Genomic DNA, 12,759 nt, shown 5'->3' with positions numbered 1-12,759 from the left:
GCCTTTCACTCTTTGGAGGACCCAGCATGCGCGCAACCATCATGCACGCCCCCGGCGACGTCCGCGTCGAGGACCGGGACAAGCCCGCTATCCAGCAGCCCACGGATGCCGTCATCAGGGTCGTCGCTGCCTGCGTTTGCGGGTCGGACCTGTGGCCCTACCGCGGCGCCGACGTCCTCCACGAACCCAGGGCCATGGGCCACGAGTACGTGGGAATCGTCGAAGAAGTGGGCGCGGACGTGAAGAACGTGCAGCCGGGCCAATTCGTTGTGGGGTCCTTCTTTGCCTCGGACAACACCTGCGGGATCTGCCGCTCCGGCTACCAGACCGGCTGCGTGCACCGGGAGGGCGTGGGCGGTGCCCAGGCCGAGTACCTGCGCGTCCCGCTTGCAGACGGCACCTTGGTTGCCACCCCGGAGATGCCCGACGCCGGCAAGGTTCCGTCGCTGCTGGCTGCCTCCGATGTCCTGGGTACAGGATGGTTCGCTGCCAAAGCGGCCGAGGTGGGGCCCGGCAAGACAGTGGCGGTAGTGGGCGACGGCGCCGTGGGGCTTTTGGGGGTCCTGGCGGCCAAGCAGATGGGGGCTGAGCGGATCATCGCCATGTCCCGGCACGCTGACCGGCAGGCGCTTGCCCGGGAGTTCGGCGCCACGGACGTCGTGGAGGAGCGCGGCGACGCGGGCGTGCAGAAGATCAAGGAGCTCACCGACGGGCTGGGGGCGCACTCCGTCATCGAAGCGGTGGGAACGCAGGAATCGATGATGCAGGCCATTCAGGCCACCCGTGCCGGCGGCCACGTTGGTTTCGTGGGCGTATCGCATGACGTGGCGCTGCCCGGCCGCGAGCTGTTCTCCTCGCTCGTGCACCTGCACGGCGGTCCAGCTCCGGTCCGGGAGTACCTGCCCGAGCTGATCGACCTGATCCTGGGCGGCGACATCGATCCCGGAAAGGTGTTCGACCTCGAACTCCCGCTTGACCAGGCTGCCGACGCCTACAAGGCCATGGATGAACGGCGGGCCATCAAGGTGCTCCTTCGCCCGTGAACAGGTTCCGTCCAGGAACATCGCCAAAGGTAGGACTCGGAAGACCAGGCACAACAGGGCCACCCTGGCCCACCCTTTTCCGGGGTTTGCCCCGAACAACCCCGGTAGCATTTAAATGTCCCCCCAACAGATCACAGGAGAACCATGACTACCGTCAAGGCTTATGCATCCCCGTCCGCCACGGAGGACCTGGTGGCAACCACCATTGAGCGCCGCGAAGTGGGTCCGCACGATGTCCTGATCGACATCAAGTTCGCCGGCATCTGCCACTCGGACATCCACACCGTCCGCGGCGACTGGGGCCCGCAGCAGTACCCTCTGGTTCCCGGCCACGAAATCGCCGGCATCGTCACCGAGGTTGGCTCCGAGGTGACCAAGCACAAAGTAGGCGACCGCGTTGGTGTTGGCTGCATGGTCAACTCCTGCAAGGAGTGCGTCAACTGCCAAAAGGGCGAGGAACAGTACTGCCTCAAGGGCAACGTTGGCACCTACGGCGCCGTTGACCGCGACGGCACCATCACCCAGGGCGGCTACTCCACCCACGTGGTGGTCACCGAAGACTTCGTCGTGAACATCCCCGAGGGCATCGAACTCGACGTCGCCGCACCTCTGCTCTGCGCCGGCATCACCACTTACTCCCCGCTGCGGCACTGGGGCGCCGGCCCCGGCAAGAACGTTGCCGTCGTCGGCCTCGGCGGCCTGGGCCACATGGCCGTCAAGCAGGCGCACGCCATGGGTGCCGAGGTGACGGTCCTGTCGCAGTCGCTGAAGAAGCAGGAAGACGGCCTGAAGCTGGGCGCCGACCACTACTACGCAACGAGCGACGAGAACACCTTCTCCGAGCTCGCGGGCAGCTTCGACCTGATCATTAACACGGTCAGCGCCTCGCTGGACATCAGCTCCTACCTGGGCCTGCTGAAGCTCGACGGCGCCTTGGTGAACGTCGGCGCTCCCGCCGAGCCGCTCCCCGTCAACGCCTTCGCACTGATCGGCGGACGCCGTTCCTTCGCCGGTTCCATGATCGGCGGCATCCGTGAAACCCAGGAGATGCTGAACTTCTGCGCCGAGCACGGCCTCGGCGCCGAGATTGAGGTCATCCCGGCTGAGAAGATCAACGAAGCCTACGAGCGCGTCCTTGCCTCGGACGTCCGGTACCGGTTCGTGATCGACACCGCCACCCTCTAAGGCACCACGCATGCTCGGCGGGCCGGCCCCCACGAGGGGCCGGCCCGCCGTCGTCGTTTAGTGCTTACCCGCAGCTTCCCGCCGGGCCCTGCGAAGCCAACGCGATCCTGCCCCCTCCGCAGACGCGGCGTCGCCTGGGTTCATGAGGGAACAGCGCTGCACCGAGAGGCACCCGCAGCCGATGCAGCCCTCCAGCGAGCTTTCCAGGACCTTCAATTCCCGGATCCGTTGCGCCACAAGCCCGGCCCACTGCCGGCTCATGGCCGTCCAGTCCGCCTGGGTCGGCGCCTTGCCCACAGGCAGTTCATCCAGCGCTGCCTTGATCTCCTCGAGGGACAGGCCCACCCGTTGGCCCGCGGCAATGACCGCGAGCCGGCGAAGGGTCAGCCGCTTGTAGCGGCGCTGGTTGCCTGCTGTGCGTTCTGATTGAACCAGCCCGCGTTCCTCGTAGTAACGCAGGCTGGGAACGCTGATTCCGGCCCGGGACGCGATCTGGCCAACCGTCATCAGGGAGTCACGGCTGGTATTCGTCATCGGAGCAGTCTTCCACGGGATTTGACCTCAAGTCCACTTGAGGTTGTTCAGTTGGCTCTGACAGAAACCCACTCCGTTGGAAAGCAGAACCTGTGAAGAATCCGCGTAAAGACCGTTCCCGCATCGCGAAGCCCGGGGAGGCAGGACGGCCGGCTGAGACCCAGCTTCACGTCCAGCGGCCCTGGGAGAGCCGCTCATTCGACGCAGCATTGACCACGCTGTCGCACATCCGGTAAAGCCGTCAGGGCCCGATGCGTTCGGGGCGGGCCGGCGTCAGCTACGGCGCGAGGCTCTTCAGGATTTCGACGGCGGGCCCTTCAACGACGTTCCGGTAGTTGATGCCGGCCCACAGATTCAGCCAGTCCGGTTCCCCTGCCGCCGCGGCCGCGGCGCGCAGGGGAGTGGTGAGGTGGTGGATCTCGGGATAGCCGTAGGGGGCGTCGCCGTCGTGGCGGCGCATGAATTCGTTGTGCAGGCCCCTGGCGTTGCGGCCCGAGAAGACCCGGGTGACGGCAGTTGTGGTGAACCGGTGGGACGACGTCAATGCGGCCCGGTGCGTGGCCTTGGTTCCGGCTTCGTCCGCGCAGAGGAATGCTGTGCCGGCCTGCACCGCTGCGGCGCCGACGGCGAGCGCGGCGCGGGTGTGCTCCGCAGTGGCGATGCCGCCTGCGGCGATGAGCGGCACCTCAAGGTCGGACAGGTCGCCCAGGATCCCGTGCAGGGGTACCAGCGGAGGGGGTGCATCGGCCTTGAAGGTGCCGCGGTGGCCGCCGGCTTCCGGGCCCTGCACGCATAAGGCATCGGCGCCTGCCGCCAGGGCCCGGAGCGCCTCTTCCCGGCCCGTGACCGTGGCTATGACGTACATTCCGCGCTTCTGGAGTTCCTCCACCACGCTGGATTCAGGGAAATCGAAGGTGAAAGAGACGACGGCCGGTGCGAGGTCCAGCAGTGCTTCGAGCTTTTGGTCCCAGTGGTCATCATCGTGCTTCGGCTCTCCCAGGCTGACACCAAACCGTTCAGCATCAGCGGCCAGCGAATCGGCGTACTGCTGCAGGGCTTCGGGGCTGATGATCGAGGGCTGGGGGACAAAGAGGTTGACGCCGAAAGGGTGCTTTGTGAGGGACCTGGCGGTCTCGATCTCTGCGCGCATGGCTGCGGCGCTCCTGTAGCCCGCGCCAAGGAAGCCGAGGCCGCCGGCAGAACTTACCGCTGCCGCCAACTGCGGTGTGGAGGGTCCGCCGGCCATTGGAGCCTGGACCACGGGCAGCGCCAATGACTTAGGACTGAACCTTTTGCCGTGGTGCTGCGTGTCCATCTGCCCTCCCGGTCATCTGCGCGTACCAGACGAATGCTACGCCGGTACGCGCCGCCGTTCGACGCGGCAGGGGGGGCAGTTGCCAGGGTCAGCGCGGGCCGGCTTCGACCAGGAGCTTGAGGTTCTCAAGCGTCTGCTCGCGTGCCCGCTCCTGCATGCGCTCGATGATCAGTTCATCCGCGAATTTTCCCACGGCGCTGCCCGGGACGTTGTAGTCGAACTCCGCGGTCACCACCGTGGTGTTGTCTCCATCCGGGCTGTAGTCCCACGTCTGCCACCCCTTGAGCGGGCCGTCGAACTCCAGCCGCACTCGCTGCCCGCCGTTGGGGGTCTGCTCCCTGCCGGTCACACGGGTGGTCACGTGGAAGGGGACACCGGCCATGAGGTACTTGTGCTCGACCACGGTTCCCACACCGCCGTCGCCCTCGATCTTTTCCGCCTCGCCCAGGTTGACCCACCACGACGCCCAGTGTCTGGGGTCTGACGCTACCTCCACGACGCGGTCCACCGACGCGTTGATCGCTGTGCCCACCTTGATATGGCCCATGGGAAACTCCTCGTGCTCGCGGCCGGAAAGTTGGTGATGACCAGACGCTATCGGCACCGTGCCGGGACAAACAGGGGCAAAGGGCCTGGCAGGGTAAGACGGCTAAACGCCTGCGGCGCCGCGGGCGGGTGCGATCCGCACCACCGTGACCTTGACGGAGACGTCGGCGGGGGAGAGGTGGTTGCGAATTGCGGCGGCAACGGCCCTCACCACCTCGGGTGTGCGGGCGTCGGGGCTGACGCCGATGCGGACATTGACCTCCGTGCGGCCGCCTAAGTCCCGGACTTCGACCAGCGCGGAGTCGTCCGCATCAGCATTGTTCCGCTGCAGCAGCGACGCCGCCCGTCCGGGAAGGCGCTGCCAGAGGTTGCGGGCGGGAAAAACTTCCGTGACGCCGTCGACAGCCATGATGGCCTGGTGCAAAGAGGTGCTCACAATTCCTCCCGGGGAGCGTCGATGACATCGGTGACGGTGATGTCGATGGCGGAGATGTTCAACTCCGTATGGCGGGCCAGTGCCGTGGCCAGGTCCTGCCGCAGGGACGCCGCCCTGGGCATCAGCGGGTGGCCGAACAGGACCGCCAGGTCCACATGCACCGCCACTGGTTCGCCCGGGACGGTGACGTCCCCTTCCAGCCTTACCTTGCCCGCCACCGCCCCGGGCAGGCTGTCCGCCACAGAGCGCACCAGGGCAATGACCGATCCCTCGGTCTCGGACAGGGTGTCCGCCGGATCGTCGGAATGCAGGGGGATGCTCCGTCCGGGCCGCAACTCAAGCGTGAGGTTTGCCAGGATGTCCTTCATCCAGTCGTCCCTGCCGCTGCCGGCAGCGGCAAGGTCGTTGGCGAACAGTTCTTCACCGGCCGCCGAGAGCCGGCGAAGCGAATCGAGGCCGCTGCGGCACTCCGGGCAGGATTCAAGGTGGGGCGGGTCGGGGAACTCACCGGTGTCCAGGTAGAGGCTCAGTTCCTCGAGCGTATGGCCGCACTCGAATACGTCGTGGGGCATGCTCATCGCCAATCTTCCATTTCGCGGACCAGTGTAATCCGGGCCCGGGCAAGCCGCCCCCGGACACTGGCTGGGCTGATGTTCAGGGTCCGGGCAATCTCGTCATAGCTCTGGCCGTTGATTTCCTTCAGGATCCAGCAGCGCCGTTGCTCTTCCGGCAAGGCTGACAACGCAGCTTTCAAGGATCGGATGCCTGCGCCGGCCACGACCGCTGTTTCCGGCCCGGCTCCCGGGGAAACAGTGTCCGCCGGCTGGTCATCCTCCCGTCCGGTAAGGGTGGCGTGGTTCCGGCGCCTGCGCAGGAGGTCAATGCTCCGGCTGCCGGTCAGCCGCAGGAGCCAGGCCTTCACGGCGGCAGGTTCCCGGAGGGTGCCCAGCTGCTGCCACGCCTGGACCAGCACCTCCTGCACCACGTCGTCCGCGTCCGCATAGGAGCCGGTCAGGCGGCGGGCCGAGGCGCGCATATGTGGGCCGTAGCGGCGGGCCAATGCTTCGAACGCCGCCGTATCGCCGTCGGCTGCCCTGCCTGCCAGGATGGCATCGGGGACCACGTCCACCTGGTCCCGCATCAAGGGTGCTCCTGTCACCGGTTTCTGCTTTCACTATCGGCGCTAGCGCCTGAGGGGCGGCAGGCGGGCCCGCGCGCCGGGAAGGCAGCGCAGGCCTGCCGCTGGGAGGGGAGGTGGCTAGTCTTTGCTGAAGCCCTCTTTAACCTTGGCCGCAGCATCCTTGAGGTTGCTGCCGATGCCCTTGGCGGCGTCCTTCACCTTTTCGCCCGCCTCCTGCAGCTTGGCTTGGGCCTGGTCGCGCTGGCCTTCGCGTTCCAGTTCCCCGTTGCCGGTCAGCTTCCCTGCACCCTCCTTGGCGGCGCCGAGGTGGTTAGTGGCCGCGTTGTTGAGCTTGTCGTCGAGTCCCATGATCAGTTCCTTACAGTCGTTTCGTTTCTTAGCCCGCTCGGTGTGCGCGGGCCAGCTTTGTCCTGGGTCCACTTCCTATTCGGACCAGGACGGTGCTGCGATGACCCAGCAGCTCGTCAATCGCACTGACCAGTCCTTCGGCCAGGTCCGCCACCTCCCGCGGGGAGGCGCCCTTCCGGGCCTGGAGCGTGAGCCGGAGGCCGGGGGACGTGTTCCGTTTAAGGCGGCGGTTTCCCCGTCCGCGCCATGCCGTCAGGGAGCTCCCGACGACGGCCCGGTTCCCTTCCAGCGCTTGCTCCACGGCCGCTGCCAGGTAGGAGACGTCCACAGCCGTGTCCCCGAGCTCCGGATCCTGTGCCAGGGCCGCTGTGCCGGTCCGCCCGCCGCCTTGCCGGGTCAGCCACACGACGCTGGCCACCGCGCCGAGTAGCGGCAGCGCCGGCACGGCGAGTGCCCACCAGCTGCCCAGGGGATCCGGCGCCGGGGCTGTGGCCGACAGGTGCCGCCACCTTTCCAGCAGGCCTGAGGTGACGGTGGTCCACTGCTCCGCAAGGGCCGGGACCAGGGCCGCACCTGCCGCCAGTACTCCCGCCGAGAGCAGCACCAGCCCAGTGATGGCCAGAAGGATCCTGTTCAAAATCCTGTTGGTGTTGTTCACCGCCCCACCGCTCCTTCCGTGGCAATCCGCACGCGCGGCGCCAGGGCTTTGCGCAGGCGGAGGGCAGCGACTTCGTCCGTTGCTGCCGTGGTAAGGACGTCCGGGTCGAGGGTGATGCCCGACGTCGGACGGACGCTTACCAGCGCACGGTTCCGGGTTACGGTGGTGCCCACCTGCTCCGGGGCCAGGTTGGCGGCCATCCGCACCCCGCGTGAGATGGCGGCGGCGATTGCTTCGTCGTCCACCACCAGGGCACTGCGTTCGCTGGCCATGCACCGCCGTCCGCGCCGCCCGCCCGTGACCGCGGCGAGCAGCAGCGCGGCTCCCACTAGGGCAACGGCTGCCCCGCCGGCCACCATGCCTGCCGGCAGGACGGCTTCCGGTGCTCGGGCGATGAGCGATGCGGTCTTCCCGGGGGATGCCAGCAGCGCGGGCTCCCCCAGCAGGGAGAGGATGCTTTCAGTCACGAGCCACAGGCATGCGGCCAACACCAGCATCGCCGTGAGGGCGGACAGTCCGGCGCGCGATGAATGCGTTTCCCGGCGGATGATCCGCCTGTTGGTCCTGGCCGGGTTCACGGTTTCCTCCTGTCCTGTTTGGCGTCCACACGGGGTTCAGGGGTGGACCGTCCTGCTCCGGCAATGCGGATGCTGATGCGGCCACAGTCCAGGCCGGTGATCTGCTGACCCAGGGACGAGATCTTCAGCCGGGCGATGCTTGCCCGTTCGATCGCTGACTGCCGCCCCCGCCCCGCGGTCCCGAGCAGCGGTGGCGGCGGCAGCCGGACCGAGAGGTCCACTCCCAGCTTTGCGGCGTCGTCCGCCAGGGTGGCGGACACGTCGCCGCGCCTGACGCCGAAGGCGCCCGCGGCCACCGCTTCGATGGTGTGCCGCAGTGCTGCCGGTGCGATGCGGGTGTGGCCCTGCCTGGCTGGCCGTGGCCCGGTCACGATGACGAGCGGCGGCCGTGCAGGGCGTCCAGCACGGCGCCGAGGTCCAGCCTGCCTTCCGCGGCCCTGCCCAGGACGGCTCCGATTCCCATGAAGAGCGCCGTGAGCAGGAACCCCCAGAAACCAAAGGCCAGGGCGGCCAAGGCCAGGACTGCTCCCGCGGCGGTGCCGGCTGCCACCGGGGTCATGCAACCCTCGGTTCATGGCTGGTTTCGTCAGCGTCATCACCGTCAGACGGAACGTGGATGTCCGTGATGCTGATGTTGACTTCGGTGACCTCCATTCCCACCAGGTCCTCCACGGCGGAGTAGACCGCGTCGCGGGCATTGTCGGCCACCTGCTGGAGGGGATGCGGGTACTCCACCACCAGGGTTACGTCCACCGCCACCTGCGTCTGGCCCACCTCGACGCTGACGCCCTGTGTCAGGTCCTTCTGGCCGACTTTTTCGCGAAGGGTTCCAAGGGCCCGGGCTGCGCCGCCGCCAAGGGCATGCACCCCTTCGATCTCCTGGATGGCGATGCCGGCGATCTTGGCCACCACGCCGTCCGCCACCGTGGTGCGTCCTCGGCCGTCCTGGCCCTTGGCGGGGGAAAGCTCGTGGGCGGCGGCTGCTGCCTTCTTCTGCTGGACCGTTGCGGGGGTTTGCGTCTGCGTGGTCATTCCGTACGCTCCTTCTCGTTCTGGAACAGGTTCCAGGGCGCCTCGTGCGCCCTCACAAGTAAGGACGCGGCCAGGAAAGGAAACGTCACGCAGGAACTTATGTGATCGTCGTCACTTCAGTTCCCGGTCAGTAAAAAGGACGCGGGCGACGGCGGGTGGTTCCCGCCGTCGTCCGCGTCCTTTGCCTGGGGCTGCTTACAGCGCCAGTGCCGGCTCGTCCCCGCGCACGCTCAGCGTGAAGGTGTTCGGCCCGCTGCAGTGGACTGCAATGCGGCACGTGGTGGTGTTGTGGCGGGAGGAAAGCTCGGAGACCGCGGAATCGAGGGTCTCGTGGAGCGACGCGCGGTCCCAGATCTTCAGCGTCACGGATTCGGCAGTGTTAAACGTCATTGTTCAGTACTTTCCTGTGCTTAGCCGGTTGTCCGCCGGCGGTGGCCTGTCCGCGCTCGGAGGGTCGGTGGCCTGTGCTCACCGGTGGGCCTCGTTGCGTCACCAGGATGTCAAGGGCGGATGGTTTCCGGCCCTGTGCATCCATAGTGCCCATGGCGATTGAGAGGTCACAACCAAATACACCCTTTATTGCAAGTGAATCTCATCACGTGTGAGTGGCGACACAGCTGCTATTCATCGAAATGGGTGGTGATGCCGGCTTCCCCTGAGATGGACATGATGACCGTTGCGGCCACCTCCCGGAGCTTGACGTTCCTGGCGCTCGAGGTTCGCGTCAGGATATTGAAGGCAGTGTCCCGGTCGCAGCGGTTCTGGGCCATGATTGCCCCGATGGCCATGTCGATCACCGTCCGCGACTGCATGGCGGCGGACAGGTCGTTCCGGGCGTCGCTGAGCTGCGAAATCCGCAGGATCAGCCGCAGGGAGCTTGCCGCCTGTCCGGCGAAGAGCTCCGCAGTTGCTATGTCCTCGCTGCTGAACCCGTTGCTGCAGCCTGAGTAGAGGTTGAGGACTGCTTCGGCCTCACCCGCAAGATCCAGTGGGACCGCGAGGATGGACGACACGCCATGCTTCATGGCGGTCCGCACGTAGGGGCGCCAGCGGGTCTCGGCGGCGAGGTCGGGAACAAGGAGCGTGGTCTTACGTCGCAGTGCAGTAAGGCAGGGGCCCTGGCCGAACCCGTTCTGCAGCTCGTCAAGGGCCTTGGCAGCGGCGTCACTTGCTGCCACCGCCTCGGGTTTCCTGTGCCGGAGGACCGTGACGCCACTGTGAATCGTGCTGCCTGGGACGGAGAGCCTCGAGGCTGCCAGGATGGCCAGCTCCGCGAGGAAGGCCTGGATGTCCCGGCTTTCCAGCACCAGCTCCTGGAGTGACGGATCGCTTGTGGTCGGGGCCCGGCCGTCAAGCTTCCGGGGAGAGCCCTCGTTGCCGGTCATTCGTCCTCATCCGTGGATAATTCCGTCATGGCAGTGGAAATCAGCCCTACCTGGGCGGCCGGCAGGTGCAGGGCCTCGTTGAGATAGGCGTCCAGCGACATTTCGTCGGCATCGCCGCCAAGGCCGAAGTAGTACGTCCACAGTTTGATCAGCGGGACCCCGGCCTGGTGGAAACGCTGGGCCATTGCCCGGCGCTGCTCGTCGGCTTCCAGCAGGTTGTCCGGGCCGCCCGTCCAGTCGGCGTTCATGAGTGCACTCCGTCGGCGCGCACGGCAGCTTCCGCCGCTACCGGCGGGGGCTGGCGACGCGGGGCACGGCGGGGGGTGAAGGAGACTTCGGGCAAAAGGTCCGGGTGCCCATCGCAGGCTGCTGGTGGATGGTTGATGGCCATACGGCCTCGATCCCTGATTACGCCTGGAGGTTTAGGTCCCGGCTGGTGGCCGCCGCTCTTGGCGCGGGACGGCCCGTACATTCAACCTCTGGACCTGTGCGCAATCCCGAAATCTCCTACCTTTGACACTACGCGCCTTGGCGGATTTCTGATAGGGGAACTTATTCACTCCAGTTTCGCCCGGCAGGAGCAGCCCCTGGCCGCTTGAACTCACGTAAGCTGGGCGAATGTCGAGTTCATCGGATCATGAATCTGTACAGGAACTTCAAAGCATTCTGGTGGGCTCAGAGAACGGGGTTGAGTTCCTTTCGGGACTGTCCAGCCTTGCCGCTGCAGCGGTGTCTGAAGCTGCCGGGGACGCGATTGAGTGCGCAGTCACGCTAAAAGTAAAACGCAGGCCTGCAACGGCTGCCGGCAGCAGTGCGCGGGCTATCGAACTTGACCACATCGAGCAGGAGTTGGGTGACGGCCCCTGCATCCGGGCGCTCAGGGAGATGGCCCCAGTAATCATCGACGACGTCGACAGGGACCCCCGGTGGCAAGCACTGAACCGCCGGCTCGCTGAGCACAACGTGCGCAGTACGTTGGGTGTGCCGCTGGAGATCACAGGCGATGCCAGTGCTGCCTTGAACTTCTTTGCCACGAAGCCCGGCGTTTTTACCGCTGACGTCTATGACAAGGCCGTGGGTTTCGCCGCTGCCGCCCACAACACCCTGAATCTTTCCGTTCGAATCAATAACGCGCAGAGCAGGGCCGACGACCTCGAAGCGGCAATGCAAAGCCGCACCGCCATCAACCTGGCCTGCGGGGTGATCATGGCGCAGAACCGGTGTTCCCAGGAAGAAGCGATGGAAATCCTCACCAAGGTCTCCAGCAACCGCAACCGGAAGCTCCGGGATGTGGCCAGCGAGCTGATTGAGCAGTTGTCGGGCAGCAGTGCCAGGACGCACTTCGACGGATAGCCCGCCCCGCACGGGTGGCCGGGTGGATACCGTTCAGCTCAGCCGCCTGTCCTGACGGAGACCGCCGTGGCGCCGCCGGTGCCGCGGATGTCCCAGCAGTTGCCGGTTCCCATGACCTTGTAGTCCGCGCCGCCCGCTGATTCCACCACCACTGCCGTGTTCTCGTCGATGGCCACTGCCCGCTCCGCCAGCCCGGCCGCCACGGCGCCAACCGCCCGGCTCAGGGTGCCGGCCTGGGCCGCGTGCACATCCACTGTGAATGGGACCAGCCCCAGGCCCTCACGGAGAGCCAGGGAATCCAGGCCTTCGGAGCATTCTTCCCCGCAGACCTCCACCCCGTTGATCCGGTAACCGCCGATCAGGGCCAGATCCGGCGCCACCATGGCCCCGGCGGAGAATCCCAGGTAGGGAACGCCCCCAGTGACGAGCTTGGAAATGGCGTCGGCCGCGGGGTGGAGGCCTTCCCAGTAACCGGGCGTCAGCCCGCCGCCCACCACCACGCCGTCCACTCCGTCAAACGCGGCGGGATCCGCGGGTGCGCCCGGCACCAGCGGCACAACCACTGTTTCGCACTCGATCCGGGCCTGGAGAGGTTCTGTGTAAGCGGCCGCCACATCCTGCAGGTTGATACCTGCGCCAAACACGGCGACGGCAATGCGGGAAGCCCGGCCCTGCCCGGATCGCTGCCGGACTTCACCCGCGAACGCGTCAAAGGGACCAGGAAAGGCCGCCGGGTCCGGGCCCGCCCCGACGAGGAAGATGCTCATGTGCCCCAAGATACCGGCACTGCCCTCCGTCCTTCGGGCACCGCCGCGATTTGTCCAGGAATCCCATTGACGCCAGCACCCGGCGGGACTATCCTACAACCAAATGGTTGTAGATCAGCTCAGTGAGACCGAAGTGGACCGCCTCTTCCAGGCGTTCGCCGACTCCACGCGACGGGACATTGTCCGCCGGGTCACCGCCGGTGAGTACTCCGTCTCGGGGCTGGCAGCCCTCTACGCCATGAGTTTCGCCGCTGTACAAAAGCATGTGGCGGTGTTGGAACGCGCATCGTTGGTCAGTAAGGAAAAGCGCGGAAGGGAGCAGATCGTGCGGGGCAATCACGAAGGACTGCAAAAAGCCCGGCGGCTGCTCGACGAATATGAACAGATCTGGCGGCAGCGCGCCGCCAGGATGGCAGACATTCTCGCTGAAGGTTAGGA

The 12,759-nt window shown here is 66.5% G+C and carries 20 protein-coding genes; 4 read left to right on the top strand and 16 right to left on the bottom strand.

Annotated elements, in window-relative coordinates:
• The first annotated feature begins 26 nt into the window (after window positions 1-26).
• On the top strand, window positions 27-1,043 hold the full coding sequence (locus ACIGJD_RS17340) for a zinc-dependent alcohol dehydrogenase family protein (RefSeq protein ID WP_483687249.1): 1,017 nt from the start codon (window positions 27-29) through the stop codon (window positions 1,041-1,043).
• 144 nt (window positions 1,044-1,187) lie between these two features.
• Window positions 1,188-2,228, top strand: coding sequence for an NAD(P)-dependent alcohol dehydrogenase (locus ACIGJD_RS17335; protein WP_483687248.1), 1,041 nt, complete (start codon window positions 1,188-1,190; stop codon window positions 2,226-2,228).
• A 57-nt stretch (window positions 2,229-2,285) separates the two neighbouring features.
• On the opposite strand, the gene soxR is transcribed toward ACIGJD_RS17335, so the two are convergent.
• From soxR to ACIGJD_RS17260, 15 genes are all read right to left on the bottom strand, one after another.
• Window positions 2,286-2,762: a redox-sensitive transcriptional activator SoxR gene (soxR, locus tag ACIGJD_RS17330; protein ID WP_483687247.1), complete on the bottom strand. Its 477-nt coding sequence runs from the start codon at window positions 2,760-2,762 to the stop codon at window positions 2,286-2,288.
• Between the two features lie 277 nt (window positions 2,763-3,039).
• Complete coding sequence (locus ACIGJD_RS17325; protein ID WP_483687246.1) at window positions 3,040-4,077, bottom strand: nitronate monooxygenase; 1,038 nt, start codon at window positions 4,075-4,077, stop codon at window positions 3,040-3,042.
• 88 nt (window positions 4,078-4,165) lie between these two features.
• Entirely contained in the window at window positions 4,166-4,624 is a 459-nt protein-coding gene (locus tag ACIGJD_RS17320; protein ID WP_483687245.1) for an SRPBCC family protein, read from the bottom strand.
• 102 nt (window positions 4,625-4,726) lie between these two features.
• A complete protein-coding gene (locus tag ACIGJD_RS17315; protein ID WP_483687244.1) occupies window positions 4,727-5,059 on the bottom strand; it encodes a hypothetical protein in 333 nt (110 codons plus the stop codon).
• Window positions 5,056-5,637: an Asp23/Gls24 family envelope stress response protein gene (locus ACIGJD_RS17310; RefSeq protein WP_483687243.1), complete on the bottom strand. Its 582-nt coding sequence runs from the start codon at window positions 5,635-5,637 to the stop codon at window positions 5,056-5,058. The genes ACIGJD_RS17315 and ACIGJD_RS17310 overlap by 4 nt, the downstream gene beginning before the upstream one ends.
• Window positions 5,634-6,200: an RNA polymerase sigma factor gene (locus tag ACIGJD_RS17305; RefSeq protein ID WP_483689530.1), complete on the bottom strand. Its 567-nt coding sequence runs from the start codon at window positions 6,198-6,200 to the stop codon at window positions 5,634-5,636. Before ACIGJD_RS17305 ends, ACIGJD_RS17310 begins: the two co-directional genes overlap by 4 nt.
• Before the next feature lie 117 nt (window positions 6,201-6,317).
• Window positions 6,318-6,548 (bottom strand): CsbD family protein, encoded by a 231-nt coding sequence (locus ACIGJD_RS17300; RefSeq protein WP_387456643.1) that lies wholly within the window; start codon window positions 6,546-6,548, stop codon window positions 6,318-6,320.
• A 28-nt stretch (window positions 6,549-6,576) separates the two neighbouring features.
• A complete protein-coding gene (locus ACIGJD_RS17295; RefSeq protein ID WP_483687242.1) occupies window positions 6,577-7,206 on the bottom strand; it encodes a hypothetical protein in 630 nt (209 codons plus the stop codon).
• Window positions 7,203-7,784: a hypothetical protein gene (locus ACIGJD_RS17290; protein WP_483687241.1), complete on the bottom strand. Its 582-nt coding sequence runs from the start codon at window positions 7,782-7,784 to the stop codon at window positions 7,203-7,205. The genes ACIGJD_RS17295 and ACIGJD_RS17290 overlap by 4 nt, the downstream gene beginning before the upstream one ends.
• Complete coding sequence (locus tag ACIGJD_RS17285) at window positions 7,781-8,155, bottom strand: hypothetical protein (protein ID WP_376977564.1); 375 nt, start codon at window positions 8,153-8,155, stop codon at window positions 7,781-7,783. The genes ACIGJD_RS17290 and ACIGJD_RS17285 overlap by 4 nt, the downstream gene beginning before the upstream one ends.
• Window positions 8,152-8,343 carry a DUF2273 domain-containing protein gene (locus ACIGJD_RS17280; RefSeq protein WP_483687240.1) on the bottom strand — a complete coding sequence of 64 codons (192 nt, stop codon included), beginning with the start codon at window positions 8,341-8,343 and terminating at the stop codon, window positions 8,152-8,154. Before ACIGJD_RS17280 ends, ACIGJD_RS17285 begins: the two co-directional genes overlap by 4 nt.
• Complete coding sequence (locus ACIGJD_RS17275) at window positions 8,340-8,816, bottom strand: Asp23/Gls24 family envelope stress response protein (RefSeq protein ID WP_483687239.1); 477 nt, start codon at window positions 8,814-8,816, stop codon at window positions 8,340-8,342. Before ACIGJD_RS17275 ends, ACIGJD_RS17280 begins: the two co-directional genes overlap by 4 nt.
• 195 nt (window positions 8,817-9,011) lie before the next feature.
• Window positions 9,012-9,206: a hypothetical protein gene (locus ACIGJD_RS17270; protein ID WP_483687238.1), complete on the bottom strand. Its 195-nt coding sequence runs from the start codon at window positions 9,204-9,206 to the stop codon at window positions 9,012-9,014.
• Between the two features lie 230 nt (window positions 9,207-9,436).
• Window positions 9,437-10,201 (bottom strand): ANTAR domain-containing protein, encoded by a 765-nt coding sequence (locus ACIGJD_RS17265; protein ID WP_483687237.1) that lies wholly within the window; start codon window positions 10,199-10,201, stop codon window positions 9,437-9,439.
• Entirely contained in the window at window positions 10,198-10,449 is a 252-nt protein-coding gene (locus ACIGJD_RS17260; protein WP_483687236.1) for a hypothetical protein, read from the bottom strand. The genes ACIGJD_RS17265 and ACIGJD_RS17260 overlap by 4 nt, the downstream gene beginning before the upstream one ends.
• A 370-nt stretch (window positions 10,450-10,819) precedes the next feature.
• Between ACIGJD_RS17260 and ACIGJD_RS17255 the strand changes: the two genes are divergently transcribed.
• On the top strand, window positions 10,820-11,554 hold the full coding sequence (locus tag ACIGJD_RS17255; protein ID WP_483687235.1) for a GAF and ANTAR domain-containing protein: 735 nt from the start codon (window positions 10,820-10,822) through the stop codon (window positions 11,552-11,554).
• Window positions 11,555-11,592: 38 nt separating this feature from the next.
• Here the strand turns inward: ACIGJD_RS17255 and ACIGJD_RS17250 are convergent, their stop codons facing one another.
• Window positions 11,593-12,321 carry a Type 1 glutamine amidotransferase-like domain-containing protein gene (locus tag ACIGJD_RS17250; protein ID WP_483687234.1) on the bottom strand — a complete coding sequence of 243 codons (729 nt, stop codon included), beginning with the start codon at window positions 12,319-12,321 and terminating at the stop codon, window positions 11,593-11,595.
• A gap of 103 nt (window positions 12,322-12,424) precedes the next feature.
• Here ACIGJD_RS17250 and ACIGJD_RS17245 point away from each other — a divergent pair, with 103 nt between their 5' ends.
• Window positions 12,425-12,757, top strand: coding sequence for an ArsR/SmtB family transcription factor (locus ACIGJD_RS17245; RefSeq protein WP_483687233.1), 333 nt, complete (start codon window positions 12,425-12,427; stop codon window positions 12,755-12,757).
• Window positions 12,758-12,759: the final 2 nt, after the last annotated feature.

Source organism: Arthrobacter sp. E1SS-5, assembly GCF_057073715.1.
The sequence above is the reverse complement of the archived record's forward strand: the minus strand, read 5'-3'. Positions and strand labels throughout refer to the sequence as shown.